28 protein-coding genes and 1 tRNA gene are annotated in these 26,102 nt (G+C 46.8%); 13 read left to right on the top strand and 16 right to left on the bottom strand.

What is annotated here, in order from left to right:
- Positions 1 to 14: 14 nt before the first annotated feature.
- The gene (locus tag QGT73_RS01040) at positions 15 to 2,879 is read right to left on the bottom strand and encodes a golvesin C-terminal-like domain-containing protein (RefSeq protein ID WP_280121073.1); all 2,865 of its coding nucleotides are present in this window, start codon (positions 2,877 to 2,879) and stop codon (positions 15 to 17) included.
- Between the two features lie 172 nt (positions 2,880 to 3,051).
- Entirely contained in the window at positions 3,052 to 4,005 is a 954-nt protein-coding gene (rsgA, locus tag QGT73_RS01035) for a ribosome small subunit-dependent GTPase A (protein WP_280121072.1), read from the bottom strand.
- 203 nt (positions 4,006 to 4,208) lie between these two features.
- On the opposite strand from rsgA, the gene QGT73_RS01030 reads away from it, so the two are divergent.
- Together QGT73_RS01030 and QGT73_RS01025 are read left to right on the top strand one after the other, a co-directional pair.
- A tRNA-Lys gene (locus QGT73_RS01030) sits at positions 4,209 to 4,281 on the top strand.
- Positions 4,282 to 4,760: 479 nt separating this feature from the next.
- Entirely contained in the window at positions 4,761 to 5,885 is a 1,125-nt protein-coding gene (locus QGT73_RS01025) for a site-specific integrase (RefSeq protein WP_016278654.1), read from the top strand.
- 26 nt (positions 5,886 to 5,911) lie between these two features.
- Here QGT73_RS01025 and QGT73_RS01020 read toward each other — a convergent pair whose 3' ends face one another.
- Positions 5,912 to 6,376: a TMF family protein gene (locus QGT73_RS01020; protein ID WP_016278655.1), complete on the bottom strand. Its 465-nt coding sequence runs from the start codon at positions 6,374 to 6,376 to the stop codon at positions 5,912 to 5,914.
- Between the two features lie 211 nt (positions 6,377 to 6,587).
- On the opposite strand from QGT73_RS01020, the gene QGT73_RS01015 reads away from it, so the two are divergent.
- From QGT73_RS01015 to QGT73_RS00990, 6 genes are all read left to right on the top strand, one after another.
- The gene (locus QGT73_RS01015) at positions 6,588 to 6,863 is read left to right on the top strand and encodes an excisionase family DNA-binding protein (RefSeq protein WP_016278656.1); all 276 of its coding nucleotides are present in this window, start codon (positions 6,588 to 6,590) and stop codon (positions 6,861 to 6,863) included.
- A 26-nt stretch (positions 6,864 to 6,889) separates the two neighbouring features.
- Entirely contained in the window at positions 6,890 to 7,165 is a 276-nt protein-coding gene (locus tag QGT73_RS01010; RefSeq protein ID WP_016278657.1) for a hypothetical protein, read from the top strand.
- Positions 7,166 to 7,217: 52 nt separating this feature from the next.
- On the top strand, positions 7,218 to 8,015 hold the full coding sequence (locus QGT73_RS01005; RefSeq protein WP_016278658.1) for a DUF7833 domain-containing protein: 798 nt from the start codon (positions 7,218 to 7,220) through the stop codon (positions 8,013 to 8,015).
- Positions 8,016 to 8,082: 67 nt separating this feature from the next.
- Complete coding sequence (locus QGT73_RS01000) at positions 8,083 to 8,622, top strand: P-loop NTPase family protein (protein WP_050582547.1); 540 nt, start codon at positions 8,083 to 8,085, stop codon at positions 8,620 to 8,622.
- Complete coding sequence (locus QGT73_RS00995; protein ID WP_016278660.1) at positions 8,619 to 8,861, top strand: hypothetical protein; 243 nt, start codon at positions 8,619 to 8,621, stop codon at positions 8,859 to 8,861. Before QGT73_RS01000 ends, QGT73_RS00995 begins: the two co-directional genes overlap by 4 nt.
- Positions 8,851 to 9,084, top strand: coding sequence for a hypothetical protein (locus QGT73_RS00990; RefSeq protein ID WP_135469636.1), 234 nt, complete (start codon positions 8,851 to 8,853; stop codon positions 9,082 to 9,084). Before QGT73_RS00995 ends, QGT73_RS00990 begins: the two co-directional genes overlap by 11 nt.
- A gap of 10 nt (positions 9,085 to 9,094) precedes the next feature.
- Here QGT73_RS00990 and QGT73_RS00985 read toward each other — a convergent pair whose 3' ends face one another.
- The 12 genes from QGT73_RS00985 to QGT73_RS00930 all read right to left on the bottom strand — a co-directional run bounded on the left by QGT73_RS00985 (position 9,095) and on the right by QGT73_RS00930 (position 19,241).
- The gene (locus QGT73_RS00985; RefSeq protein WP_016278661.1) at positions 9,095 to 9,466 is read right to left on the bottom strand and encodes a hypothetical protein; all 372 of its coding nucleotides are present in this window, start codon (positions 9,464 to 9,466) and stop codon (positions 9,095 to 9,097) included.
- Between the two features lie 100 nt (positions 9,467 to 9,566).
- The gene (locus QGT73_RS00980) at positions 9,567 to 9,929 is read right to left on the bottom strand and encodes a DUF2958 domain-containing protein (RefSeq protein ID WP_016278662.1); all 363 of its coding nucleotides are present in this window, start codon (positions 9,927 to 9,929) and stop codon (positions 9,567 to 9,569) included.
- Positions 9,930 to 9,931: 2 nt separating this feature from the next.
- Entirely contained in the window at positions 9,932 to 10,099 is a 168-nt protein-coding gene (locus QGT73_RS00975) for a hypothetical protein (protein WP_016278663.1), read from the bottom strand.
- Positions 10,096 to 10,416: a hypothetical protein gene (locus QGT73_RS00970; protein WP_016278664.1), complete on the bottom strand. Its 321-nt coding sequence runs from the start codon at positions 10,414 to 10,416 to the stop codon at positions 10,096 to 10,098. Before QGT73_RS00970 ends, QGT73_RS00975 begins: the two co-directional genes overlap by 4 nt.
- A gap of 11 nt (positions 10,417 to 10,427) precedes the next feature.
- Positions 10,428 to 10,622: a hypothetical protein gene (locus QGT73_RS00965; protein ID WP_032941567.1), complete on the bottom strand. Its 195-nt coding sequence runs from the start codon at positions 10,620 to 10,622 to the stop codon at positions 10,428 to 10,430.
- 728 nt (positions 10,623 to 11,350) lie between these two features.
- The gene (gene tet(Q) / locus QGT73_RS00960) at positions 11,351 to 13,276 is read right to left on the bottom strand and encodes a tetracycline resistance ribosomal protection protein Tet(Q) (protein WP_016278665.1); all 1,926 of its coding nucleotides are present in this window, start codon (positions 13,274 to 13,276) and stop codon (positions 11,351 to 11,353) included.
- 369 nt (positions 13,277 to 13,645) lie between these two features.
- A complete protein-coding gene (locus tag QGT73_RS00955; protein WP_016278666.1) occupies positions 13,646 to 13,918 on the bottom strand; it encodes a hypothetical protein in 273 nt (90 codons plus the stop codon).
- A gap of 64 nt (positions 13,919 to 13,982) precedes the next feature.
- Positions 13,983 to 14,219 carry a DUF6926 domain-containing protein gene (locus QGT73_RS00950; RefSeq protein WP_016278667.1) on the bottom strand — a complete coding sequence of 79 codons (237 nt, stop codon included), beginning with the start codon at positions 14,217 to 14,219 and terminating at the stop codon, positions 13,983 to 13,985.
- A 12-nt stretch (positions 14,220 to 14,231) separates the two neighbouring features.
- Positions 14,232 to 14,717, bottom strand: a complete 486-nt coding sequence (locus tag QGT73_RS00945) for a hypothetical protein (RefSeq protein WP_016278668.1) — start codon at positions 14,715 to 14,717, stop codon at positions 14,232 to 14,234.
- Positions 14,718 to 14,745: 28 nt separating this feature from the next.
- Positions 14,746 to 14,961, bottom strand: a complete 216-nt coding sequence (locus QGT73_RS00940) for a hypothetical protein (RefSeq protein WP_016278669.1) — start codon at positions 14,959 to 14,961, stop codon at positions 14,746 to 14,748.
- Between the two features lie 846 nt (positions 14,962 to 15,807).
- Positions 15,808 to 18,363 carry a peptidase associated domain and porin domain-containing protein gene (locus QGT73_RS00935; RefSeq protein WP_016278670.1) on the bottom strand — a complete coding sequence of 852 codons (2,556 nt, stop codon included), beginning with the start codon at positions 18,361 to 18,363 and terminating at the stop codon, positions 15,808 to 15,810.
- Positions 18,360 to 19,241, bottom strand: a complete 882-nt coding sequence (locus QGT73_RS00930; RefSeq protein WP_016278671.1) for a GLPGLI family protein — start codon at positions 19,239 to 19,241, stop codon at positions 18,360 to 18,362. The genes QGT73_RS00935 and QGT73_RS00930 overlap by 4 nt, the downstream gene beginning before the upstream one ends.
- 166 nt (positions 19,242 to 19,407) lie before the next feature.
- Between QGT73_RS00930 and QGT73_RS00925 the strand changes: the two genes are divergently transcribed.
- Genes QGT73_RS00925 through QGT73_RS00915 form a run of 3 tightly spaced genes read left to right on the top strand, consistent with a single transcriptional unit; the run spans position 19,408 to position 22,224 of the window.
- Positions 19,408 to 20,880, top strand: coding sequence for a sensor histidine kinase (locus QGT73_RS00925; protein ID WP_016278672.1), 1,473 nt, complete (start codon positions 19,408 to 19,410; stop codon positions 20,878 to 20,880).
- Positions 20,877 to 21,545, top strand: coding sequence for a response regulator transcription factor (locus QGT73_RS00920; protein ID WP_016278673.1), 669 nt, complete (start codon positions 20,877 to 20,879; stop codon positions 21,543 to 21,545). Before QGT73_RS00925 ends, QGT73_RS00920 begins: the two co-directional genes overlap by 4 nt.
- 10 nt (positions 21,546 to 21,555) lie before the next feature.
- Positions 21,556 to 22,224, top strand: coding sequence for a hypothetical protein (locus QGT73_RS00915; protein ID WP_016278674.1), 669 nt, complete (start codon positions 21,556 to 21,558; stop codon positions 22,222 to 22,224).
- Positions 22,225 to 22,386: 162 nt separating this feature from the next.
- Here QGT73_RS00915 and QGT73_RS00910 read toward each other — a convergent pair whose 3' ends face one another.
- Entirely contained in the window at positions 22,387 to 24,339 is a 1,953-nt protein-coding gene (locus QGT73_RS00910; RefSeq protein ID WP_016278675.1) for a ParB/RepB/Spo0J family partition protein, read from the bottom strand.
- Positions 24,340 to 24,971: 632 nt separating this feature from the next.
- On the opposite strand from QGT73_RS00910, the gene QGT73_RS00905 reads away from it, so the two are divergent.
- Complete coding sequence (locus tag QGT73_RS00905; RefSeq protein WP_032941559.1) at positions 24,972 to 25,388, top strand: hypothetical protein; 417 nt, start codon at positions 24,972 to 24,974, stop codon at positions 25,386 to 25,388.
- Between the two features lie 64 nt (positions 25,389 to 25,452).
- Entirely contained in the window at positions 25,453 to 26,070 is a 618-nt protein-coding gene (locus QGT73_RS00900; protein ID WP_280121071.1) for a hypothetical protein, read from the top strand.
- The last annotated feature ends 32 nt before the right edge of the window (positions 26,071 to 26,102 follow it).

Genomic DNA, 26,102 nt, shown 5'->3' with positions numbered 1-26,102 from the left:
AAATGTATTGGCCTCTAAGATTTTCTGCGGCGGGTGCGACGGGTTTCGGGCTCGTTGAGTTTTGCCGGGTCTCTCATGAATAGTGGCATGCCGTTGACGGTATATGCCTCGGATGAGAGCGAAATTTCTTCAGGGGCTATGAGTGTTCCGGCAAATACTTTTATGGAGTCTTGAGCCGACAGGTGTCGGGGCTGTAATGTCAGAAAGGCCATGATCTGCTTCATAAGCTTGAGTCTGTCGGACGGGTCGGTTATGGTCTCGAACGGGAATCCGAGCACAACAGCCTTGTGGGTAGTCGATGACATGGCCGTGCCGGCAGGATAGTCATTTTCACAATAACGCAGGATGACGGCTCCGTCTGACGGCTGGGCCGGTATAAACGATTCGGGCGATTCGACAGCATAACATTCGGATGACAGTTGCTGATTAAAGCCGAACTTAAGATGTCCGTTAAATTGGGCATATTTCGAGTTGACTTCCTTTACCATACCGGTGACAGTGGCTTTTGACTGTCGCCAGTCGATGCCGAGGACACTGTGGCCAAACGCCCTGTCGGCTTGTGATACGGATGGCATGCTGAAAGGATTGTCAAAAAGATCTTGGCCTATGTAGCTGCCGCTGACAAGGAGTGCGCTACCTGCATCGGAAAGCTCGGTGAGACGTTGCTTGAGCTCGGCCGTGAATGGCTTGTAGCGGGTAGCTGACGATGCCCCGGCTGTAATCTCTTTCTGCTTGCCGAGTATGAGATCTATGATGCGCGGAGAGTCGGTCGATTTGACAAAGGCATCAAAGCTTTGGGAGATGAATGAGTGTCCGGCACTTTTGATAGCAGTCCCATGGACATATGCAAAGTCAAAAGTGTTGCCGGCTATAACCATTGTCTCATGCGTTGCACGGCTTGCGCCATGACCCGGAGCATCGTTGGATTTCCACGGTTCACCGAGGCGAAACTCGGTCTGCGCTCCTGTGAAAAGTACATCGCTGATGTAGGGAACGCCAAGGTCGTCCTCATAATCAAATCCTACATTTCCGTCGCGATACACCTCTGACGGACCTGACACGCGTGTGAAACCGTTGACGATTGTGACTTGTGGCATTTCTCCCGACATATGGCATAGAGCGAGCACTTCCGATGGAAAGCTGCGTCCTCCGTCATTGGCCGCGACAATCATATAGCTGTATATACGGCTGTCCTCGGGCGCGACAGTGATAGAGCAGTCGTCGATAATGGCGAGCTCTGTAAAGGCTCCGTCATCTACGCGCTCATAGACGATATAATATTCGGCTTTGGCGGTCGGTTCGAGCGGGTCGGGGGTAGGGGACCAGCTAAGTGTATAGTCTCCGTCTGATCCTGCGATAGAAAACTCCTTGACAGGTAAGGGCGCGACAATATAGGGTGTGCCTTCGGTCTGATGCAGATATTTTAGCATACCTTTATATATGGCGCGGCATACGTGAAACCTGAAATTAGGATCGAGCCCATAACGCATGTCGGCAAAATTCTGATGGCTCAGAAGTTCAAGGAGCATTGCCGGGACCTGTGGCTCGCGGGCTTCGTGATATTGCTTGTCACGTAGTTTGCGTCGTGTCCAGTTTGGATCATATAGACTCCAGATATCATCTATTATCTGATTGGTGACCGTATTGGCGTATGTCAGAGCCGTTTTTCGGCTTTTGCCATTTCCGAGAGTCCCTCCGGCTGTGGAGACAATGGGCAGTGTGCCGACGGTGGTTACATCGTCATCGGTTGTGCCAGCATCGGTGTGTAGTGCAAACGACAGGTCGACCGGAATACCGAGTCCGTTGTGCCCCGGAAGCGATTTTGAGCCTCCAGCAAGATAGTTGACCCACATTCCTCGTGACTTGTAGTCATCTTCATAATCGTTTTCACCTCCTGTTATGGAATAAACGCTTGACGGTATGCCGGCCCATTGGAGCCAGTAACGTGCTCCTTCGGTGAAGCGCGGATAGCCGCTTGTCGAAGCTGTGTCACCTGAGCCGCGTTGGATATTGCCTTGACCTCCGCCTATCTTGATAGCATCGGCTGTCACTACTTTGCCGTCCTCTTCCGAGACGTTCAGCAACTCTACTACGGGTGATGAGCCTTTGGCAAATGGAAATGTACCGAGATATACCCATGTGCCGCCACCCATGGTCTGGTTGACCTGAAACTCTTCGACACCACGCAATGATTTAACTCTATAACGGGCGTCACGCGCGCTTTCAGGAAGAGAGGCATAGCTGACATAGAGGGCATATTCGCCTTGCTCGGGAATGTCGGCTGTCCATATGGCTGATGAAGCCTTGTCAATATCCTTGATTGTCGGGATTTTGCGCAGGGACCCATGCATAAACGGGTTGGATGTGCCTGTAAATATGTCGGACTTATAGGCAAATCCACGCTTGTTTTCAGCGGTCGACCATGCCTTGCTTCCATTCTTTTCTGAATAACCGTTTTGGGCCAAGCCTCCGTCTGCATCAACGATTACCTCGATATTTGATGTATCTCGCTCGCGCGGCATCAAGACATAAGCCCCGGCATTTTCAAGCATAGGCACAAGATACGGATAAACATAGCTAACGGAGTACAGGTCTTCGACAGTACCCATGAGTCGTCCTCGCTGCCATTGCCAGCGGTCCTCGTTTGCGTCGTAATACCGGCCATGGCTTGCCCACAGCGCAATGTTTTTGCCGTCAAGTCCGGCCGGAGCTTCGGGAGTGTCAAGACGTACGACAAACGGACCCGAGGTACGTGGCTCAGCCTTTACAGTCTTGCTCGTCTTGGCTTGACGGGCTGTCTTCTTAGGTTTGCGCGTGGCCGCCGGACTTGTAATGGCCGTCACGAGCAATATTATGATGAGGGTTACGTAATGTTTCATTGGATTGGGTGACGTGTACGTCGCGAGTTGTTATATTATATATAGGTGAAAACAATTCGCGGACGTTTTTGGGACTCGCCGTTGACATAATTTTCACAACTGACGGTCATGATGCCAAAAATCGTGAAAATATATTTGACTGATTATATGTTTAGGGCGATGGGGAGCAGGCTTAGTAGCCTTTGCGGTATTTTTCATCATTCTCATCCTCAAGGATTGAGAGATATGACGCATAGCGGGACTGGGCTATAAGATTGTCGTCAAGAGCTTGTTTGACGGCACATCCTGGCTCGTGGGTATGTGTGCAGTTGCTGTAACGACACTCGGCTCCATAGCGGAATATTTCAGGGAAATAGTGGCCTACTTCATGTTTGTCAAACTCAAGAGTGCCGAACCCCTTTACTCCGGGAGTATCGATGATATATGTACCTTCGGGCATATCAGGGACGGCAAACATCTCTGAGAAAGTCGTTGTATGCATACCCGTATCATGTATATATGATATTTCTGCAGTCGCTAAGTCGGCACCCGGTATAAGGTCATTTATGAGAGTGGATTTTCCCACACCCGAATTTCCGGAGAAAAGAGTGACTTTGCCCGAGAGAGTCTCCCTAAGCTGTTCGATGCCGTCGCCGGTGAGAGCCGAAAGCACACACACCTTATATCCGATAGATTCGTAAAGATACTTCACAGCCTCAAGATACTCAAGAGCCTCGGGATCATCGGCAAGCAGGTCAACCTTATTTATGACAATAACAGCCGGGACACGATAAGCCTCGGCCGTAGCAAGAAAGCGGTCAATGAAAGTCGTGGAAGTGGTAGGGTGAAACAGTGTAACCACAAGGCACACCTGGTCAAGATTGGCCGCAAGAATGTGAGCTTGCTTTGACAGATTGCTTGAGCGACGTATTATATAATTACGACGAGGTTCCACCGATATTATATATGGTGTGTCACTCCCGCCGGCTGTCTCGGTAAGAGAAACGATATCGCCAACAGCCACAGGATTTGTGGTGCGAATACCTTTCAGACGGAAATTTCCTTTTATTTTGCACGAGAGATCCCGTCCGTCTTCGGTACGGACCAAATAATTGCTCCCGGTATTTTTGATAACAATTCCTTTCATAAGGTACAAATTTAGGCAATTCCAATAAAATACCCCTATGTTTTGGGGCCTAAAAGCAGAAAATTTAGAAAAAATCACGAAAATTTTGCAAAATACTTGCAGGATTCAAAAATATGCCTTACCTTTGCACTGCTTTTAAGGAAAAACGCTTCTGAGCCTTAAACAAGCTCAACAAACATAGAGCAGATATCCTCCAAAAGCAGGATTCGCTAGCTCAGCTGGTAGAGCACAACACTTTTAATGTTGGGGTCCTGGGTTCGAGCCCCAGGCGGATCACTAAAGGGTCACTTTTCAGTGGCCCTTTTTTCGTGTCCGTAAGTGACTGATGTGCAAGTGTTAGCAATTTTATAAAATCTTGATTTAGAAAGATTTAGCACAAACCGTATTTCCTGCCGATAGCCAAAGTTAGCATTTGTTAGTTCGGAATTAGCACATTATCTTTGGTACAGATTTCGTGAATGTACCACAAAAAAGTACCACAAATGTACCAGCTTTTCCAACAAATATCAGCCGTTGTCTCCTGCCCCGGTCTTGCCATAGCGACCGGAGCCTGTTTAGAGTGCCAACTCTCTGATATTTGCTATTTTGTGCTAAATGTTTCCAAAAGATTCGGGGCGTGCAACAGCCTCGTTGTTGGATGCGTTGAAATGGTATGTGGTACACGTGTGGTACATTTCCCGGAATTTGTGGTACACGCTTTTTCGTGTACCACATCACGAGAAATTTGAATGTATCATTCTTAAAATCTTTTACTTATGGCAGGAATACCACAGATCAAGATTGTTTTCGACCGCCGCAAGAAGGCATCGGCCGTCAACCCCGGCACCGTGGAGATTGAGGTGTCGTACAACCGTGAGCGCGTCCGTCTCTCCACCGGCGTGGCTGTACTCAAGCAGCAGTGGAACGGCAAGGAGGTGGTCAACCACCCTCAGGCCGACCATCTGAACGAGCAGATACGCCGTGTCTATGACGGTCTGCATGAGAAGATGTCGTCCATAGCCTCGACAAAGGGCGAATACGACCTGTCGCTTCTCAAAAAGGTCAAGAAAACGAAGTTGCAGGGTTCGTCGGCAAGTTTTCTCGACTGGCTGGAGGAACGTATCGACATGCGCCCGGTCACGGAGTCAACACGCAAGCAGCACAAGGTGATGCTCAAATGCCTGCGCGACTTCGGGCTGATACGCTTCTTCAGCGACCTCACCCCAAAGAACATCAGATTATGGGACGATTTCATACGCAAGCGTGTGACAGCCCAGGCATCGGTTCACGGCTATCACAAACGCCTCAAACCCTATATCGTGGAGGCGATACAGTTTGAGAAGCTGGAGTCCAACCCATACGACGGCATGAGGATTTCGCGTGGAAAATCGGAGGGCATAAAATTCCTTACCGAAGAGGAACGTGATCGCGTGGAAGCCCTTGAACTCTACGGCATGACCGAGAAAGTGCGCGATATGTTTATCTTCTCATGCTACACAGGGCTGGCGTACTCCGACCTTGTGAAGATCAAGAAGTCGGACGTGTTCAGGCAGGGCGAGGACTACTGCATACGAGACAAGCGTATGAAAACCGGTATGCCCTATACGATTGTGCTGTTGCCTAAGGCGATAGCCATATTGAAAAAGTACAACTACAACCTCAATCTGATGAGCAACCAGAAATGCAACGACCAGTTGAAGATAATCGCCAACCTTGCCAGTCTGCACATCAACCTGACAATGCACGTAGGCCGCCACACGTTTGCAACGTGGGCGTTGACAAAAGGCGTGGGTATCGAGACTGTGAGCAAGATGCTCGCCCACTCCAACGTGGCAATGACCGAGAAATACGCCCATGTGCTTCAGACGAGCGTCATACAGGGCTTCGGTAAACTTAAATAATCTCTACCTTAACATGGGTGCAGCCGTCACTTCTTCCGGGAGGTGGCGGCTTTCTCTTTTGCAGACAGTTCAGAGCGTAGCCGTTCTATCTCCTTCGCCTGTTCATCAATCCTCTTTTCCAGACGTTCAAGCCGGTTATTCATCGGCCCCATGAAGGCCGTCATGTTCTTTATGATCTCAGCCATGTCAGCGAGGATATATGAGAAGCGGTCCATCTGCGGCGGCTCCGGATCCGCTTCCGGCTGTCGTGGAACTGTCTCCTGTATCATGTTCCCATTCCCGTTCCATATCCAATCGAAACTCAGGGGCTGGTATATGCTGCACAGGCTTTTGACAAAGCGTTCCGTCACTTTGGATTTGCCGGTTATCACCTGTGACACGACACTGGGATTGTAGCCCATCTTTTCCGCAATGACACGGTTGGAGTTGAACAGCCTGTTGTCTTTCAGCCATTCCATCGCCTGTCTCACCCTATTTCTTATGTTGTCCATAAACTCATGTTTATATTTTATAATAAATTTGATTAGGTATTTCCAATAATAACACTTCAAACAATCATTTAGTACAATTAGTTTGTTAGTGTTAATGCAACTACCTAATTTAGATTAATTATTTCTAATTGCAAAGATAATCATTTTTCTAAACATAGCTAATGGTTGCTAAAAGAAAAAATGTCAAACAGCTTATAAAACGGATACGACTATGAGTGAAGACAGACGCATAACAATGAGGCTCACAAGGATTGAGAACACCCTTGAAGAGATAAAGCGGAACATCACCGCACCGGTGCCTCCCGACAGAAAGATAACCGTGCGTGAGGCGGCGGAGATCATGCACTGTTCAGACCAGCGTGTACGCGACGCGATACATGACGGCTCCCTGAAAGCGGAGCGTAACGGGCGGCGTTTTTTCCTCTCTCTTTACGATGTGAGGGAGCGTGCCGGATACGCAACACTTGAAAAAAAACGGCAGACCTGATTCATTTAATCTTAAAGGACGAAATTATGACTACACAACAGATCAAAGAGATTGACTCCAAGTGTCTTAACGACTATCTCGCCACGCTACCCCATACTGACCACCGTTTTTTCGTGACAGCGGTAGTAAGAGCCTGCGGAGAAGGCATCAAACGCAAGACATTCTATAACTGGAAAGCCGGATGCTGCTGCATACCCTCCTTCTGCAAGAAAGAGATAGAGAGGATTGCCGGATGTGTGGTGTTCCCGAAGGAACTATATGTGACAGACCGCGATGTTGACACTCCAAGCGGAAAAGCCTGAGGCATACGCACAACTCCAATATATATGTACCCCAAGAATATAAACAGCCGAAATGAACCGTTCATGGATACCCGTAATGCACTATCTCCGCGACGTGGAATGGCTCTACTCCGAGAGCCGGATGGTACATCTCTGGCTGGAGATACTTTTCCGCGTGCATAGAGCCAAAGGCACATATCCCATAAAAGGCACGACAATAGACATCCTGCCCGGTCAGTTCGTGGCCTCGACACGAAAACTGGCCGCCTCAATCGGAGCGGACAAAGATACAGTAGGAAGATACATGAGGATTTTTGAGGCGCAGAAGTGGATACGGCGACTTGAAATAGGCAACGCGACATTATACACGGTGCTTGTCATGGATCAGATACCCGGCTTTTCAATCATGGCTCCATCGGATACAACGGCTATCGGGGCTTCTTCAGAAGCTCAATCCCCCACAAATGGGGACACTTCTTCCGACACTGTTGGGGACACCTTTGGGGACATATATTATATAGATAATAATATAAATAAAAATTCTCTCTCCCCCGCGCGTGAAGGAGAAGTTTTTGAAATTTTTTCAAAGGATACGGCTTCGCTCGACGAAATAGCCGGAGCCTTGCACTGCGAAAGGAAGATACTTGAAAATATGCTTCCTGACTTTTTTCAGGAGTGCAGGATCAAGAAAAAGAATCATCAGACCGTGCAGGAGTGCAAGGATCATTTTTTCAACTGGGCCCGCGCCCGATTAGAACGAGAACGGAACAATGGCATACCCAAAGAAAATAAACCCGGCGGAAGCCGTCAGGGAAATCAGAGAGGCCGCAGAACGCCGATCAAACCGAACTGTGGACTTATCGAGGATTAGCGAATACAAGACACTTTTCATGCAGTGTGCCGTTGCTGTCTGCCCGGGCTTCACAGTGAGGGAAGAAATGAAACCGGCATACAACGACATCGTTCACTGGGCGGTGATGGACTATGACGGCAACCTTGATCCGGACAAGGGGCTTCTTATTTGGGGCGACATAGGTACGGGCAAATCCACCATGCTGAAAATCATCAGGGAGTTCTGCTCCCTTGTGAGGCCGCACATCGAGGGCAACCGGTATTATTTCCGGATAGACAACGTGATTGATGTATGCGCCGCTTACGCCGATGAGTCAATATACGGAGGCTACCGGGGCATCAGGCAGTATATCGACAGTCCAAGACAGGCGTTTGACGAACTTGGCAGCGAGACATTGCCGACAGGAAGGTACGGCAACTTCGAGAATGTTATGCAGTACATCTTCCAGTCACGCTACGACAACCGCTACCACCAGTTCACCCATGCCACCACCAACTTCACAATCGACCAGATACAGGAGGCCTATGGCGAGAGGATATATGACCGCTTCAAGGAGATGTTCAATTTCGTCGCCTTGCGAGGAAAGACATTCAGGATAAACACTCAAAAGAACATGGAAAAATGAAAGACAACGTACAACCTACACCCATAGATTGGGAACAGCGGAAATATGACCTTGCGGTCGCGCTGTATTATCACGACATTCGGTTGTCGGATGTCGTGACTCCGGAGAACCGTCTTACAAGGTGGCCAGCGCATATCAGCCTCTCCGCAGAGATGGCAGTGGAAGCCGCCGAAGTTTTCATAAACGCATACCGCCGGCAGGCGGTGATGGAAAGTGGGGAGAAAAGCCATGCGCCCTGATTTTCACAGGATAGTCCCCGATTTGCTATATTCGGTGATGGCGGCAAGAAAATTGCTCGGCATAAGCCATACAACGATTTACGAATACATGAGGCAATCGCCCCCGGTACTCCCATACCGCCGCTCGGAAAACGGCTGGCACAGGCTGATACTCGGAAGCGACATAATTTTCCTGCTCGACCACCCGCAGGTCAAGCGGGGAAGAAAACGGAAGAACCGATAAAACGGCACTGTCAGTTCCAGAGATACCACGGCGAGGGGCGCGGAGCGGCGAAGGCTTCGGAGAGGTCGATGGCGAGTAGCCATGCCCGGGTGCGTATGCCGTCCATGTCGGAGAGTGTTTGGGCATATCGGCTCTCTCCGGCACCCGAAATCCGGCACCACTGCCGCGCGAAGATGTCGGGTTGGAAAGCGTCGATGAACGACAGTATGTCGTCCACCAGCGAAGTCGGTTTGCTACCGGTCATGTCGGCTGAGAAGCAGAACGGCACTCCGCTCTCGGTATTCCGCCGGAAATCGAAAGAGGTGATGTTTCCGTCTCTCACATTGGCGGTCACACTCCAGCCGCATTGTGCGGCAACTTGGATTATGGTTTGTAAAATCATGTCAGTACACGTTTATGTCTGCCACGTCCGGCATGGAGGTGGCAGACCGAATTTTTCGGTAATGTCAGCCGTGGCACAACACCACGGCTGACGTGTTCGGTCAATCATAAAGGCGGTTCAAGAAGTCTTGAAGCCTCTCATCGCTTATTTGCCCTATGGGGCATGGGGTGAAATACGGCATTTGTATCACTCGGATAATGCCGAAGCCTTGTTTGCGATAGTCAAGTTCGACATCGGCAAGTTCTTTGAGCGACACATAGCCGTATTCATCTTCGCCGAGTCCGACCACTATGCAGTAAAGGATTGTATCGTCTCCCTCTTTGCCTCCTTCAAGCACAAACCAACAGATATTTCCGATAGTGAATATCGCCACGCACACGGCATTTCTCTCCTTGCCGTCCTGCGAGTACAGAGGATAGTCCTTTATGGCTTCCTCAAATTTCGGTGTCAACAGTCTGTTCATAGTCAGTCAAATTCAATTTCATCTTCGTAAAGTTCAATCCTCGCGCCACTGCTTACCTCGATGATGAAGCGGTAGCCGTTCAGTCCTACGATTGTGCCACGGTGGTAGCCTCGCCACGGTGTCAGCAACTCGCACTGGCGTCCGTATTCGGGAAAATCGGTGTCGTTCATACGCTTTTATCCTTTAGTTCCTTATATTCGGGGTCATAGATTTCATCGCCGTTCATCAGTGTGTCGTACATCATCGCCGCTCTCCGGGCTGTCGTTTCGTTCCGCTCGTCATAATAGCCGGTGCGGTAGTTGACAGCGAGCTGACGGATATAAGCCACGCACACCTTGAAAGCCTGCGACTGCAAATAGCGGTGTATTGTGGCGAGTGCCTTTCCTGTGTTGGTTGCGGATTGCATTTTGCCGTTGACAAAGTTGTCAAACGCCACGACAAATTCCTTGTCGTTGTTGGATATTGCTATTCCGTTATAATTTTCCATGTTCTTATGATTTAGATTGTTGCCTGATTGTAGATTGAGGGTTCGGAGGTCACGTTGTAGATGTAGTTGCCACAGCGTACCAAAAGGCAGTTCTCGCCATAGTAGAGTTTTTTCATGCCCCTAATGGAGCCGGAGCGGTGGAAATTTGGGAACTGCCCGATATTGAGCCGTTTGCCCTCTGCTACTTTCATTCTTTTTACTCGCATAGTCATTTGATGTTTGAGCGTTTGAGTTAATTTTCTCCCTTTTGTTTGAAGCTCTTTGAGCTTCTCCGGCAGGGCTGGCCGTTTTTCGTGCTGTTCCACGACTGCGGCCATAAAGGGAGGATAAGGCAAGTGTGTAGTCAGCGGCAAGCGAGGGATACCCAAATTGTTTGAGGCACGAGAAGAATTTGTGGAGGCTCACGAGTGCGGACGCCGACCACAAGCGTAGCGTCACTTGACGGTCCTCCCGGACGCAGTAACTTCGCACGCCAAAACGCCTGTCCCTGCCGAGGCTCAAAATCTTCAAGGGAAAGAACCGGCCACCTTTGACCGTTGCCGTTTCAAAGTGCCAGCCTTGAAGCGGCCACAGTCATCGTTTGCAGACAGATATTCCAAAGAGAGGCGACAACGCGAGAGTCGAGCGAAGGCTTGCCCTCGCTTTGCTCTGGCGTTGTCGCCGCCTCCGGCTTCAGCCGGGCATCATATCCAAAATCAGAACTGCCCGAAGCTGAATCGGTGTGCAGCACGGAATCAGTCGGGCAACCGATAAACAGCACAAGGCGATGTGCCGTGTTTGTGGATCCGCGGGCCACTGACACGGCTTATCGCCTGAATTATCACATCATTTGGACGCAAGCGGTGGTGATAAGGTTGTGTGAGGTAATACGCCCGGCGCACTGCCTCACGCTCCTGTCGCCACAGCGTCTTATATTAATTCCCTGACCGCTCCATTATTTTGATGACATTGATTTTTGGAACATGAATAAAAGTTTATCTTTTTCGTTCATGCGGATATTATCAGAATAACCGCCTTTTGTTATTTGATACCCGCATGGCTTAACCATAAAAACACCTAAGCCCTTAGTGTATGAACTTACTTCTGAGGCATAGTCTTTACTTGTATTTAATGGAACTTTCCCTTTAATATGACACCACTCATTATTGCAACTGATGTCTTCAATCTCAGACATCATTTTTTGCAAATCTGTAATAGCTTTGGAACTCGCCTCCTGGGGTATCTGCAACTCAAAACAGAGCATCGGTTCGAGAATGTCCACACCTGACTGTTGCAAAGCCAGCCTGAAGACATAGGGGGTCAGCTGTCTGAAATCAGCAGGTGTGCTTACCGGGCTATAATACTCGGCTTGAGTGAAAGTTACTTTCAGATCTGTAACTTCCCAACCATGTAACCCCGATTGGCAAGACATACGAATCCCTTCAAAAACGGCGTTTTGAAAAGAATGGTTCAGATAACCATAGGAGATGTCACTTTCGATTTGCAACCCTGTCCCTAACGGTAAGGGTTCGAGAGTCAGCCCTATTGTGGCCCAGTAAGGGTTGGGTGGTACTTCAATCTGAATAATCTTATTGACCTTTTTTACAGGTCGTTCTTTGTAGATAGTCTTGATCTCATCAAAATGGACCTTGACGGAAAACCGTTCTTCCAGCAATGTCTGTATGATTTCCTTTTGGGTCAAACCATATAACGAGATTTCCAATTCATCGCTATATGAGTTTATGGAAAAGGACAAAGACGGGTCTTCAATCCACAATGTATTCAGAGCGGATATAACCTTGCTTCTCTCTTCGGGCTTGTCTGGCCGGACGGAGGATTTGAGGGCGGGATGCTGATGGGATAATCCTTGAATCAAACAAGGCTTAACACCTAAATAATCTCCGATTCGAAAATCTTCCATATCCTCTACAATCGCGATATCATTGGCACCCACTTCATCAAAATTTATCTCTCTGCCCTGATAAATAGTCTTTAGATTTTTAATCTTGATGGATTTTTCCGAATCGTTGATTCTTACGACGTCTCGAAGTCTCAGACTTCCGTCAATTATTTTTAGAAAACTTCTTTTATGTCCTTTGGGATCATGCTCTATCTTATAGAGATAAGCTGAAAGTCTGTTTGAGACTGATTCCGGAGGAAGTATAAAAGAAGTGATGGCGTCCATCAACTCATTGATGCCGATATTGAACATTGCTGATCCATGTAGCACCGGATAGACTTTGGCTTTTGCCACAAGAGCGATTATCGTATTCCAATAATCAGCCGGTGAAATTTCGCTATCCGACAAATATCGTTCTAATATATCGTCGTCATGGTTGCATACAAATTCTTTGTATTCTTCCTTTATATATGTTTGGGAGCAAACCGGATAAACCGATCCATCGGTAACAGTTTGCATAAACAGGACATCTTGAGACAGATTTGCTTTTATATCCAGATACAAACGCTCCAAATTCACACCGGCACGGTCAATCTTATTGATAAATATAATTGTCGGGATTTGCAGCTTATGTAAAGTATTGAACAGCAACTTTGTCTGCGCCTGTATGCCTTCCTTTGCGGATAAGATGAGGACTGCCCCATCAAGCATTTTGAATGTCCGCTCCACTTCCGCAATAAAATCCATGTGTCCCGGAGTGTCAATGATATTGCATTTCACTCCATTCCAGATAATAGATGTCGTAGAAGCCCGGACAGTAATTCCTCTACGTTTCTCTATATCCATAGAGTCTGTTATGGTGTCACCATTATCCACGCGGCCGCACTTTTCCGTTGCTCCGCTGGCAAACAGCAGATTCTCGGTTACGGAAGTTTTTCCTGCATCAATGTGAGCAAGAATTCCTAAATTTATAATATTCATTTGGATTAAGCAATAATATACTGCATTAGATGCGTTGTCGGAACGCACCTTTTAATACCTCCTCGTAGCATGAGAGAGCTACAGGATTCCTAACTCGTGTTGGTATGTATATTATTACTGCCGCATGGTGACCACAAAATTAGTTATTTTTTTCCACCCCAACAAATTATAGCCGGAATTATTTCGCAGATTATTTCCGCAGATAACAGCTAATCATGCTAAGACTATAAGTTCCCTACTCACGCCTGGTACTTTATAGTTTTCCATAGAGGCGGCTTTTGTGAGGTGACGAGCAAAAGCCGCCCCGCGTAGTTGCAGGACGGCTTGGTGGTCGTTATGACATTCCGGGACTGGAAACCATTTGGATTTTCAGTCAAACCATTCGGGGTTGCTCTCTCTGAGTATTGCGACAAGTTCGTTGTCGGGGAGCTTCAAATCATTTTCGGAGGTATAGTAGAAGATTTCTTCATCGACACGCTCCGCTTCCTTGTCGGCGAAGCCGTTGCATTTGTCGGTGATTGGATAAGGCATAAGTGCGTCAAGCAATTCCAGTCCACCGATAATAAGGCTCTCGCCCTCGTTGCTTGTCACGATACGGCAGGTATAGTCCGTACTCTTGTAGTTGATTTCAGTCGTTGTCATATCTTGATTGTTTTTGCCACTGCGCCATTGGTGCTGACGCAGTGGCTATTGATTATTCCGTTGATTAAAAGGTCATTACATGGCAGTCAGTGACCTCGGCAGGTAGTCCGAAAGCAGGGAAATGAGAGAAATATGGGTTGCTCTCTCCCTCTGCTTCGGAAGCGGTGGTGACGGTCTGCACTTTGTTGTCGGCATACCATTTGTCAATCATCGCAATTTCATCGTCAGTCAACCCTGTCGGGTCTCCGTTGATTAGATAGCATAACGCCCATGTTGGGATAGGCTCGATAAAGAACTCCATGACTGTATGTTTTTAGTTGTGATACCCTAATATTGCTCCGATGTATAGTCTATCGCCCTTTTTCAGTCGGGCGATAATATCCATTAGGTCAGCGGAGCGTTCAGCCGTGCCTGTACCTCCATAGAACTCGGTCACGAAAAGAGCGTCAACGCCAAGCGGATTGATAATGGCTTTTTTCAGTTGCCCTATTGGTCCGTTCCATTTCATCACGTTTGCAGGGGTAAGTTCGGCAGAGATAGCCTTGATGTTGTCGAAATGGGATTTCCGCCAAATTGCGAAGCCACCATTGTAGGTAAGGGCGTTTTCATCGGTGGACGTAAACATACCTTTCGGCAGGATATGTTCAAGAAGAAAACGGATGTCGAATTTGCGTCCGTCCTCGGAGTTTTCGCACACATAGGATATAGAGGCGTTTTCTCCTGCCACAATACGGTCGATGTTCAGATAGTCGTTCTCGGCTATCGGCTCGGTGCTGATTTGATAAATAGTGCTGTGCATAGTCTTTTTGATGTTTGAGCGTTTTATACTACGGTTTAATTCTTGTGGTCTTGCCAATTTTTGTGTCGGGGTGAACCGGAAACTCCCAGTTTACTTCATCATCAGGAAGTGAGGAATGTATGTCACTGCCTATAACCAATCCGCAGTGTTTTTCAACATACTCCCTTGCCTGTGCCGCGTTTTCAGCCTCTATGTCGAAGAAGCCACTGAATATGTACTCTGTTCTGACTCTGAATTGTGCCATTGTTTTTTGAGTTTTGAGTTAATTTTCTCCCTTTTGTTTGAAGCTCTTTGAGCTTCTCCGGCAGGGCTGGCCGTTTTTCGTGCAGTCCCACAACTGCGGCCATAAGGGAGGATAAGGCAAGTGTGTAGTCTGCGGCAAGCGAGGGATACCCATTTTTTTCGGAATTGAGGGAGAAATAAACGATTGAGTGAGAGCAGAACAAAATTTATTTTGGTATGCCGAGCGTGAGTTTATTGCGCAATGCGAAAAAATGTGGAGGCTCACGAGTGCGGACGCCGACCACAAGCGTAGCGTCACTTGACGTTCCTCCCGGACGCAGTAACTTCGCACGCCAAAACGCCAGTCCCTGCCGAGGCTCAAAATCTTCAAGGGAAAGAACCGGCCACCGTTGACCCTTGCCGTTTCAAAGTGCCAGCCTTGAAGCGGCGCAGTCATCGTTTGCAGACCGTATTCCAAAGAGAGGCTACAACGCGAGAGTCGAGCGAAGGCTTGCCCTCGCTTTGCTCTGGCGTTGTCGCCGCCTCCGGCTTCAGCCGGGCATCATATACAAAATCAGAACTGCCCGAAGCTGAATCGGTGTGAGACACGGAATCAGTAGGGCAACCGGTAAACAGCACAAGGCGATGTGCCGTGCCTGTGGATCCGCGGGCCACTGACACGGCTTATCACTTGAATCATCACATCATTTGGGGAGCAAGCGGTGGTGATAAGGTTGTGTGAGGCAATACGCCCGGCGCACTGCCTCACGCTCCTGTAGCCACGGCTTGCAAACCTATCAGTTACCACTCATAGCAACAAAATATTAATTTTTTCTGAGCCACCACGTTTAAATGTTAAGATTTTTAATCAGAAACGATATTGGATTGAAGCGAGGATGTTGCGTGGGCGAATTTGGAATGAGTGTTCCGATCGGGAGAGTGTTCCGTATGTCACATATTGATAGTGCCGTTTGTCAAGGAGATTATTGGCGGTAAGAGAAAGACGCACTTTGCTGCTTACGTGCCAAACGGCTGAAGCGTCCAGAAGCACGAGGTTTTCGACATTGCCTTCCGGGAATTTGGTGAGGAAATGCTCTGCTCCCAAAGTGAATTGCCAGCGGTCATGCGGCATAATTGTTGTGTAAAGTTTTTGGTTGAATGAGTGGGTGTCGTTATCAATTTCTCCAATTTTCAGACGAGAGTAGCCGTAATTGGCATCATAGTTCACAGAAAGCCATTTGCAAAGACTTCCCTTGAAATATGGTTTGACCGAGATTGTCTGCTGACTGTAATCTTCCACGATGTTGTCACGCATTGAAGATGCTGAACTCGTAGATGCATTTATTTCCACGCCAATTACCATGCGGCTATGTCCGAGCCCTTTGCTTATTCCGCCGCTTACGTTCCAGAAATGACTTCCCGAAAGCCTATTTGCGTATGTTGACACAATGAAATCATCAATAAACAGTTGGTTTGACATAAAAGAGCAGCGGCTGTAATTGTATGTCAGCGAGGCATTGCCAAAGAAGGATGTCAGAGGATTGCGGTATTTATAGCTTGCCGAAGCGACAACATTTTGCGAATATTTGTCAATATCGCTTGCAATAAAAAGATTGCGATAGTCTGACATTACCGGTACACTGATATTCATATAAGCCTGGGGTGAGCTGAGCTGATAAGAAATTGATGCTGAAACCTCGCTCTTTGCCGAAGTTTTCTTGCGTACATAAAATCGTGGTAAGATGTTGATATAATCATGCTGGCCATTGACGCTATGGTGTAGCCATTTTATGGGTATCTTGGCGGACAGCAGCCATCCATTACGTTCATAGTCGAGTTGCGGAGTAGCGTACAGATTGGAAAGGAATGTGTTGAAATATCTCGAATTGTCGAAATCCCCCATTCCAATCAGGAAAAGATTCAGACGATGATAATTCAAATCGACACCGCCGTTGATGTAGAATTTCCAAAAACGACCCAACTTGCCCCAACGTGATTCGGTGGTGCTCCGGAAATCAGTAGTGCCAACGTTTTGGACTGCATACTCCTCGCCATTTACAAAGAGTCTATCGGGGCGATGAGCAAATGAATTGCGCGAGGTCAGCTCAAACAATTTCTTGTCATTGCGCTTTACAAGTTTCAGGTCGTTGTTGGCAGAAAAATTGCGGCGACGGATACGCTGGTCAAGGTCAAAAGAGCCGGTTATGTTGGAATTGGCTTTTTCCCACACACCTTCAACCGTGAATTTATCCTTCAGGAAATAACCACGCTTGTTAATCTGCATATTGAATTGAGCCGAAACATCATGGCTCTGCGTGCGCAAGCTATTGTTCTGAATGAATTCAGGAATTGCTTGGCTGAAGTAATCCGTCCTTAATCCGGATTTGTAGTCAAGCCTGTCGCCCACATAATTCAGTTTGAAACGCATTGAGGTATCGCCACGCTTCCATGCCGTGATTGAGTTGGCAAGCCACGACAGGTTGTCGCGTGTCCGCTTCTCATTGAGCGGGGCGTTGACAATGTCGGCAGCTATATACTCCGGCCACAAGGACTCGGAATAACCGGTGAACGACATATCGCTGAAATCATGTTCTGTAATCTGCTCGTCTGGGTTCCAGCCCGTGTTACCACCGCGAATGGTCAGTATATTCTGAACCTTAGGGGCAATGCGCATGGCGTATAGAGAACCGTCGTATAGCCACGGTTGCACACCTGTTCCGGCTTTGGCCACGCCGACTGTCTTACCTTTCGCTCCTTCGTTGAGCTTGATATTGATGCCGGCCTCTTCGGGGAATTCAATACCTTCCAAAGCCTTTACTGGCTGATGATTTTCCATCACCTCCACCGACTTCACATCCTTGTGGGAGATATTGTTGGTGGCGAGCCCATACTGACCTCCAAGGAAATCATCGCCGTCAATATAGAATTTATTGATTGGCTTCCCCTGATACTTGATTGTTCCATCGTCCTCGACTTTTATACCCGGCAACCGCTTTATCACGTCAATGATAGCATTGTCGGAGGCGTTTGCATAGCGCGAGACATTGAACACCAGTGTGTCCCCCTTTGCATAGATGTCGGGGGCCTGTACAATCACGTCTTTCAACTGCGTTGCTTTCGGCCACATCTCCACACCCTTTGCAAAGTCGTGGTTCTTTGACAATTTCAATGACTCATATCCCATACAGCGGAATGAAATAGAATCTATCGAGTCAGATATTTTGATTTTGAAAACGCCATCCGCATTCGAAGAAGCAAACGCCGTGGCTTTTCCTTGCTTATTCAGAGCCTGCACCACCGCACCCACTATGGGTTGGCCATTTTCTCCGTCTATGATTGTTCCGGAGGCCGTTTCCGGGACTGCCGCCGAAGCCGACAGCAGCCCAAGAAACAGGCAAAGTATGAAAAAACTGTATCTGTTCATTTTCTCCAATCGCGTTCAATGTAATCAAATGGCAGTTCGATAGGATCGTAAGCGTCCAGCACGGGACTGCCCTCTTCGTCATAAACGTCTATATGTCCATGTCCTCCCTCCTCATAGTAAGCGTAAGGATTTATGTCATAGCGATGCTTTGCATCATAATATTTTGCGCGTGATGTCGTGTTGTAAGGAACTTTATACATCGTTATCGGTCTGTCTGCTTTTGACTTTAAGCCGATACATTCAAAATTATAATGTCCGTCTTTGTCGGACGCCTTCATAATCAGCCCCGGCAGACCATACAGTTTCCACGGCCCCTCCATCAGAGGAATCTCCTCGGAATAGAATGCCATCCATTCTCGTCCACGAAAATTGCAGACAGCTGAATGACATTCATATCCAAGCACATTGGTAACGCTGTCGGTTAGCTCCCATTCAAGTTCCGGCATATCGTCCTCATAACAGAACCAATCCATACAGATTTTTTCAGTATGGGTCAGTTTGCCCTGGGGATAATTCTTGAAGATAGTCATGAATTCTCCGTTGGAGAGTTTTCCGTCCATGGCGGCCTCTGCCACCTGTTCCGGAGTTATGTTCATCAGGAGCGAATCTACTGTAAGATTCTTGTAGCTGGAGAATTTGGAGAGACCGTCGGGGCCGATCTGCAGAAGCATCTGGTCTGTTGTGTAGTTGTCTTCAAGTTGGCCGGTAGTGTCATTGCACCATGAATAATCGTAAACGAATTCCATTGTCTCGGGTGCGATAGTCTCGGTTTCGGGAACTTTGCTCTGGAATATTCCGAGAGTACGGCGCATAACTTTGCCCGAAGCGGCCATTGCAAGTGTCATGATGGCCATAAAGATGATTGCTGTTTTCTTCATATCTTTTGTGGTTTAAGTTTCACGATGCAAAGTTACTGCCGCCATTACCCTTTAGACGAAAATAATCATTACTCAAACATTATGGAATTATTACTAAATTATTACTGTCGTCCAATTATCCATCATTTCAGACGTTTATATCATAGATAATGGCTAATTTTGCATCATGGAAAAGAAAATAAAGACGCTCTACATACTCTCGATTGTTGCCATACTTGCTTTCCTTGGAATGCAAGCATATTGGTTGTATGGTCGATATGAGTACTCTCTGACTGAATATGAGAACAGAACGGGACTATTAGTAATAGAAGCCTTGAAAGAGTATAGCAAAGCACGTGCTCGCGGTTCTGCAACACAGGGGGATACAGTAAAGGTGCAGTCGCGATTCCAAATGAGTCATAGTTTGGATTCCATAGGTAAATCAATTCGGAAGGTCACCGTAAGGACAAATGTTATAAATGGTCGAAAACTTTTGGGCATTGCGGAGAATCGCAAACTCACTCCCGAAGAAATGAAAAGACTTGAGGAAATGGTCATGGACTCCCTTGAAATGGTTGATGCCAAGATTGCAACTATCGATGCCTCATCTGCTCCGTCTGACGGTATTGCGTGGAATGCCATGAAAAATTTTGAAAGTGAGGTTCAATCTCCTTTTACAAAAGAGGGTATTGATTCAATCCTCAGAAAGCACAATCTTATTGCAGAAATCGCTCTGATTTTGCAGGACAGCGTTACATGGGAACCCACCACTATACGTCATTCATCTGTAATATCGCCCAAATTCAAGGTCACAACCCCTTATTCCGAACTTGAAAGAAAGGCGGTAGTGATAGAATGTGAGATTCCCTCATCGGAGATATTATGCAATATGGGATGGACGTTAGCTCTGGCCGTTGTTCTCTCGTTGTTCCTTATTCATTGCCTCTTATGGCAGATCAAGACCATAGTCAAGCTGACTCGACTTGACAAGATGCGCAACTCGTTTATCACTACAATGATTCACGAACTGAAACGACCAATTTCAACATTGAAGATGTGTGTTTCCGGAATTGACAATGACAAACTGATGGAAGATAACCAATTGCGTCATGAACTCACCGGAGAGATACGTATGGCTCTTGATAACCTTTCGGCATATTTCTCCAAGTTACGTGACATAACATTCAATAACGTAGAGCAGATTCCTCTCAATGTATCCTCATTCAACCTTACTGTGCTTGTTGACAGTGTTATAAAATCAATCACAGTGCCAAGTACTAAGGATGTTGTGTTTGAAAATGCTGTTCCGGAAAATTTTGAGATTTCTGCCGATTGCTCACATCTCATTAATATCCTTACGAATTTGATTGAGAACGCAATAAAATACTCAAGCGATAAGGTGACGATAAAAATAAATGCTGTCAGCACTTCGGACGGTTGCCAGATTATTGTCAAGGATAATGGCAACGGTATCGCGGCCGATGATATAAACAGAATCTTCAACCGTTTCTATCGGGGCAAAGCATCTGCTTCCGACATCCCAGGAATGGGACTTGGTCTTGCATACGTCAAACTCCTGACGGATGCTCATGGTGGCGAAATATCTGTGGAAAGCACCGTGGGTGTCGGCTCATCATTCTCAATAAAACTACCGCAATGAAAAAAATACTGCTCGTTGACGATGATTTGAAAAACTCCATGCTTCTCAAACGCTTCATAGAGGCTGAGGGGTATGAGGTTGTATATGCCTCTAATGGCAAAGTGGGATTGGAACTATACCGAGACGTCCATCCCGATTTGATACTTCTCGACATAAATATGCCGGAGATGAACGGTTTTGAGGTCGCACAGACCATACGTGAAACCGATCGTCGCATAATAATATTTTTCCTCACAGACCGTACCGACAAGGTTGACCGCCTATATGGCTTCAAACTAAAGGGCAACGACTATATACCTAAGCCATTCTATCCTGAAGAGTTGATAGCCAAGATAAATGAACGATTTGAAAGCGACATAACCTCACAGGATATTGAGTATCTATTGGGTAATACATTGTTCCGACCAAATCTTGCATCATTGACATATAAAGGCGAAACGCACTCTCTTTCTGTGCGCCAAACGGAGATTCTTGCAATCCTCGCTAAAAATGTCGGTAAGGTTGTTGACCGCGACACTATTCTCAACACCGTGTGGGGCGACAGCAGTTACGCCAACTCCCTTGCTCTCAACGTGCAGATAACCTATATCCGAAAACTCCTCACCGATCCTTCTATAACGATAACTTCTCTGAAGAAGAAAGGATATATTCTAACAATCAACTAATCCACAAAATATGAATAAGAGAATCACTGAAATATTTTGTCTAATCACTATATTGATTGCAATGCCGGCTTTAGCACAAGATAAAAGTGAAGAAAACTTTAATTTTGCCAATAGCAAAGTTTCATTCAGTGGTCTTGTAACCTCGTCGGACTCTTACCAGTTGGAAGCATCGTACCACTATATGTTCAACCGTTACATTGGACTTGGTGGAGCATTCGGATATTGGAGCGTATGGTATGAAGATGGCTGGGCCGCAGAAAAAGACTGGGAAATAGAGAGCGACGATAATAAACCGTCAAATTTTTATTTGCGCCCATCGATTGTGCTTAAATCACCGGCGTTAAAGATTAAACAGGTTGATTTGGGGTTATATGCAGAACCCGGCATTATGCTAAACATTCCGTATCAACGTATCAATATACGACAATATATCAATTGGCCTGATTATGATTATAAATACGTGAGCACATCCAAAGGTCAATGGTTTGCCATAGATTTGCGTGTGGGTATTTTTGTGAATTTTGGACCTTGCGGATTCAGTGCTGGATATATAATGTCAAATTTGGATGTTTACAGCCAATATCGACAACTTTCCTATAAAGGCACTTCCTTCAGCAAATACTATCCGAAGAAATCATTCATGCAAGGAGCATATCTTACCGCATCATATTACTTTTGATAAATACTGTTAAACATCATATAATGCTAAAATAGCCAGCTTCCGGCGCGAGTCGGGGGCTTTGTCGTTTTCCAAAGAGGCGGCTTTTGGGAGGGGACGAGCAAATGCCGCCCCGCGCCTCTCGGCATGGGGTGGCTTGCTCAAACATAGGGGCTTATCGCTTTATGCAACAGCTTCTTCGCAGTACCTTTCTTCTTCGGTTAGTATCGTCTCGGCTTCTTCTTCCGTTGGTTCGTATTGGATAGCCTCGGTCTCTGACTCGGAAGTGTCAGGAGTGGCTTCTTCCGTGGTCGGTTCTACCTCCGGCATAGGTTCTTCTTCGGGTGAGTTCTCGGCTTCGGGTGCAACCTCGGTCTCTGCCTCGGAAGTGTCGGGAGTGGCTTCTTCCGTGGTGGTTTCTGCCTCCGGCACGATTTCTTCTTCGGGTGCGTCCTCGGCTTCCGGCTCGGTTGGTTCGGGTTCGGTATCTTTGGCGAGTAGAGCCTTGCGTTCCTCTATACGTTGGTGTCGCTTCTCATAAACATCGTTGTACTCGGCTTCGATGTTGGCGAGTTCTTCCGGCATATGCTTCTTGGCAAATGAGAGCAGGAGGTCGGCGATAGCGTTGTCACGATACGCACCCTTGAAATTGTCAATCAGAAAATCCCTGCGGATTATTGCCTTTGTCTTGGCGTTGAGATTGGCGAGGATTGTCATTTTCTCGCTGTCGTTGAGTGCGCTGTGAGATTTGCGGTCGGTCAGTCCGACGGCTTCGTAATGCTCTTTGCGGAGCGATGAGAGCAGGAAGAAATATATCATCTTGTCCTCGTCCTGCGAGAATTTAGTCTCGGTGATGTCGGCTTCGAGGATTTTCTTCTTCGTGTCCTCGATTGTACGCTCCACGGCTATCTCCTTGTTGCGTTTGTCCTTTGCCTCCAACTTGGCGATTTCGGCTTTCGGATTGTTGCCGTTCTCGCTCGGATTGGCAGTTACAGCCATATATCCGAGCGTCACATCATTGCGCCCGATTGTGATGTAGAGTGAGATTTCTCCTGCCTCGGCTTTTGCCGTGATGTCGGCACACTTTTCCCTATGTGCCTCCATTCTGCCCTCGTATGCCTTTACAGCCTCGGCATATTCTTCCTCGGTGTCGAAGCGGTCGGATTGTGGTACGGCAGGTTCGCAGGGGTAAGGTGTCAGATAGCCACTGAGTTTTTCTATGTCATAGCCCATTTCAGTCAGCAGTGCGTTTACCCTCTCGTTTAGGTCATATTCGGAGTGGCAGAAATTGGCGGTGGGGTGTTCGTTCAGCATTTCAACCGCCTTGTCAGTGAGATAGCCGATGTGCTTCTCTCGGAGACAAGAGGGATTGGAGCAGTTGCCCTCACAGCCGTCCTCGCAGAACAGCAGAAGATTTATGGTATTGAAAGGGCATGAGGCACACGCCGATTTGTCGAAGCAGTAACGGCTTAGGTCGGTGGTGTAGTTCTTTTCTATGAGCCGAGCCACATTGGAGGCGTTCATTCCTCGCCAATTATTGTAGGTCACACCGTCTTTGAGGTGCGAGTTGTAAACATCGGTCTGTATGTCAACTCCGTAACGGCTTATCTCGGTAGCCACTGCCACCGTGATTTCTTCGGTGTCAATCAGCCGTGCGATTTCGGGTATGAGGGTTGTGAGTTTTATTCGGGTGCGGATATAGGTCTCGCTCTTGCCTATCTGCGTGGCGAGTGTGGCATAGTCGTAGCGTCCGCTGTCGATTGCAGCCTTTAACGTCTCGGCTTCTTCCATAGGCGTGATGTCCTGGCGGTGCAGGTTCTCCGCAATAGCCTTTTGTTCGGCTTCATCATCGGAAAGGTCGGTATAGACGGTTGCCTTGATGTCCTCTTTCCCTGCTATGAGGGAGGCGCGGTATCTTCGCTCGCCATACACGATTTCGTAGCGGTCGGTGCCGGCGATTGGTCGCACACCTATCGCGTGGAGAATACCTTGACGGCTGATAGAGTCAGCGAGTTCGGTGAGGCTCTGCTCGTCGAAATTCTTACGGGGGTTGTAGTTGCTCGGCTGAATGAGAGCGAGAGAGATTGTGGCTTCCTGTACGTTTGCGGTGTTGGTCTGAATTGCTGTTGCTTCCATAATTTGAGTGTTTTAGATGTTTGAGTTTTTTGTTTTTTTCCCTTTTGTTTGAAGCCTTGTGGCTTCTCGCATCCGGGGGATTTTTTCGATACAATCAAGACGGCGGGCGGTGACGCAAGGCAAGTGTGGCAAGTGAAAAAATACGGAATACCCGATTTGGCGCAAATCGTGGAAGGCTGCCGGATTTTTTCATGCAGCCAAGCCGGAGGCGGTCGCTTGCCGGCGTCACCGCCCGCCGTTACTTCGTAGCGAAAAACCAACGGACGCAGAAGCCGCAAGTAATCAAAGATAAGTTACCGCCTCCAGTACCTTTTTATTCATAAATCATCATCTGTCAGGATATAACGGTGATTTTTATGCGTGCAAACCACCCTAATGTCAAATATTCTTATTAACTTTGCGATAGGCTCTTATGCCGATCCGACAGCAATGCCTCCCGACCGAGCAAAAATAATTGGCATCTCCCGTCATCGCCTCTCCACCGACAGGAAGCGATTATCTTTTTATGTGCTTTTGATAATGACTGTCTGTTGTCACAGCCTATGGATTTAACCAATAATATCTCTATAATGACAGCGAGACGTAAATACATACGGATTATATGTTGGTCGTTAGTCGTGATTTTGATAATCATGGCCGGTATTGTCGGGGTTATGGTTATCTTTTTTTCAACGTCTGCATCTTATCACCACGGCCAAGATGAATATTTCTCAAAGGTGGACTATCATTTGGAAGGTTCAGTAGAATCATATCGAAATGTCGGGGGTTCCTATTATCTGATTGAGTTTACGCCCACTACCTTTGAAATAAGCAAAAACAAAATTAATAATGGAGATAGCCATGTCGGAGTATATTCTTCAGATTCGTCTTCTGTGATGATTATTGCATCAACACCTTTGTCATTAAAAGATGATATGGAATATGTTGAAATTAGTTCAAGGAATAGACATATAATATTTAATGATTCTATTTGCAACACTTTAAGGACTGCCGGGACATATGAACATATTTTGCCCAGCTCGCTTAACGGTAAGTTTATTAAATTTTGAATAAATGAAAGCGTCACATATATTCACATATATAATTGAGCGGTTGAAGAGTGAGGATTTCCTTATGGATTTCAAGTTCAGAAAACGAGACAACTGTTTCATCTGGCATGAAAATGGCATTGGTAGTATGATTGAGTTGGATCATTGGATAAGAGATAATATGCTGACAATATATCCAATATATATGGTGCGCTTTGATATATTGAAAAAATGGTTTGAGGCGTATAGTTTCAAGACGTTGCGGGACCAACGAGATAATCCATCGGTTGGCTTTAGCGGTAATATGCTTGAAAGACAGGACAAATTTATTTTTACGGAGTCCACTATTGATACGGAATATTGTAAACTATGTGACACTATCAAGGAGTGTGCTGAGATAGTGTTTAGTCATTATGCCAACTTACAGAATATGTATGATCGCAGAATTGTACCTATATTGGAAGGCAAGCAACAATTACCGGATATTGGTGCAGATTGGGCGTTTGAATATTTGACATTAACACGTATTATTTCTCCGAAAGATTATGAAATAGTAAAGGATGTTATTATAAAGCAAATTGAGTGGATGAATAAACGACAAGAGCCGAATATAGTAGAGTATTATCCACCAATACTTCGGTTATTTTTTGAGAATTTGTTAACGGCTCCGAGGAGCCAAGTGTTTAATCCGTTAAAAATCTGATGTTTAGCATGAAAATTTAACACTAAAAATTT

The sequence above is a fragment of the Duncaniella muricolitica genome (assembly GCF_910574735.1).
Lineage (GTDB): Bacteria > Bacteroidota > Bacteroidia > Bacteroidales > Muribaculaceae > Duncaniella > Duncaniella muricolitica.
The sequence above is the reverse complement of the archived record's forward strand: the minus strand, read 5'-3'. Positions and strand labels throughout refer to the sequence as shown.

Bases quoted from the DNA above. Each gene is read 5' to 3' on its own strand.
- QGT73_RS01040 (WP_280121073.1), bottom strand. From the start codon at position 2,879: ATGAAACATTACGTAACCCTCATCATAATATTGCTCGTGACGGCCATT.
- rsgA (WP_280121072.1), bottom strand. From the start codon at position 4,005: ATGAAAGGAATTGTTATCAAAAATACCGGGAGCAATTATTTGGTCCGT.
- QGT73_RS01025 (WP_016278654.1), top strand. From the start codon at position 4,761: ATGGCAGGAATACCACAGATCAAGATTGTTTTCGACCGCCGCAAGAAG.
- QGT73_RS01020 (WP_016278655.1), bottom strand. From the start codon at position 6,376: ATGGACAACATAAGAAATAGGGTGAGACAGGCGATGGAATGGCTGAAA.
- QGT73_RS01015 (WP_016278656.1), top strand. From the start codon at position 6,588: ATGAGTGAAGACAGACGCATAACAATGAGGCTCACAAGGATTGAGAAC.
- QGT73_RS01010 (WP_016278657.1), top strand. From the start codon at position 6,890: ATGACTACACAACAGATCAAAGAGATTGACTCCAAGTGTCTTAACGAC.
- QGT73_RS01005 (WP_016278658.1), top strand. From the start codon at position 7,218: ATGAACCGTTCATGGATACCCGTAATGCACTATCTCCGCGACGTGGAA.
- QGT73_RS01000 (WP_050582547.1), top strand. From the start codon at position 8,083: ATGAAACCGGCATACAACGACATCGTTCACTGGGCGGTGATGGACTAT.
- QGT73_RS00995 (WP_016278660.1), top strand. From the start codon at position 8,619: ATGAAAGACAACGTACAACCTACACCCATAGATTGGGAACAGCGGAAA.
- QGT73_RS00990 (WP_135469636.1), top strand. From the start codon at position 8,851: ATGCGCCCTGATTTTCACAGGATAGTCCCCGATTTGCTATATTCGGTG.
- QGT73_RS00985 (WP_016278661.1), bottom strand. From the start codon at position 9,466: ATGATTTTACAAACCATAATCCAAGTTGCCGCACAATGCGGCTGGAGT.
- QGT73_RS00980 (WP_016278662.1), bottom strand. From the start codon at position 9,929: ATGAACAGACTGTTGACACCGAAATTTGAGGAAGCCATAAAGGACTAT.
- QGT73_RS00975 (WP_016278663.1), bottom strand. From the start codon at position 10,099: ATGAACGACACCGATTTTCCCGAATACGGACGCCAGTGCGAGTTGCTG.
- QGT73_RS00970 (WP_016278664.1), bottom strand. From the start codon at position 10,416: ATGGAAAATTATAACGGAATAGCAATATCCAACAACGACAAGGAATTT.
- QGT73_RS00965 (WP_032941567.1), bottom strand. From the start codon at position 10,622: ATGCGAGTAAAAAGAATGAAAGTAGCAGAGGGCAAACGGCTCAATATC.
- QGT73_RS00955 (WP_016278666.1), bottom strand. From the start codon at position 13,918: ATGACAACGACTGAAATCAACTACAAGAGTACGGACTATACCTGCCGT.
- QGT73_RS00950 (WP_016278667.1), bottom strand. From the start codon at position 14,219: ATGGAGTTCTTTATCGAGCCTATCCCAACATGGGCGTTATGCTATCTA.
- QGT73_RS00945 (WP_016278668.1), bottom strand. From the start codon at position 14,717: ATGCACAGCACTATTTATCAAATCAGCACCGAGCCGATAGCCGAGAAC.
- QGT73_RS00940 (WP_016278669.1), bottom strand. From the start codon at position 14,961: ATGGCACAATTCAGAGTCAGAACAGAGTACATATTCAGTGGCTTCTTC.
- QGT73_RS00935 (WP_016278670.1), bottom strand. From the start codon at position 18,363: ATGAACAGATACAGTTTTTTCATACTTTGCCTGTTTCTTGGGCTGCTG.
- QGT73_RS00930 (WP_016278671.1), bottom strand. From the start codon at position 19,241: ATGAAGAAAACAGCAATCATCTTTATGGCCATCATGACACTTGCAATG.
- QGT73_RS00925 (WP_016278672.1), top strand. From the start codon at position 19,408: ATGGAAAAGAAAATAAAGACGCTCTACATACTCTCGATTGTTGCCATA.
- QGT73_RS00920 (WP_016278673.1), top strand. From the start codon at position 20,877: ATGAAAAAAATACTGCTCGTTGACGATGATTTGAAAAACTCCATGCTT.
- QGT73_RS00915 (WP_016278674.1), top strand. From the start codon at position 21,556: ATGAATAAGAGAATCACTGAAATATTTTGTCTAATCACTATATTGATT.
- QGT73_RS00910 (WP_016278675.1), bottom strand. From the start codon at position 24,339: ATGGAAGCAACAGCAATTCAGACCAACACCGCAAACGTACAGGAAGCC.
- QGT73_RS00905 (WP_032941559.1), top strand. From the start codon at position 24,972: ATGGCCGGTATTGTCGGGGTTATGGTTATCTTTTTTTCAACGTCTGCA.
- QGT73_RS00900 (WP_280121071.1), top strand. From the start codon at position 25,453: ATGGATTTCAAGTTCAGAAAACGAGACAACTGTTTCATCTGGCATGAA.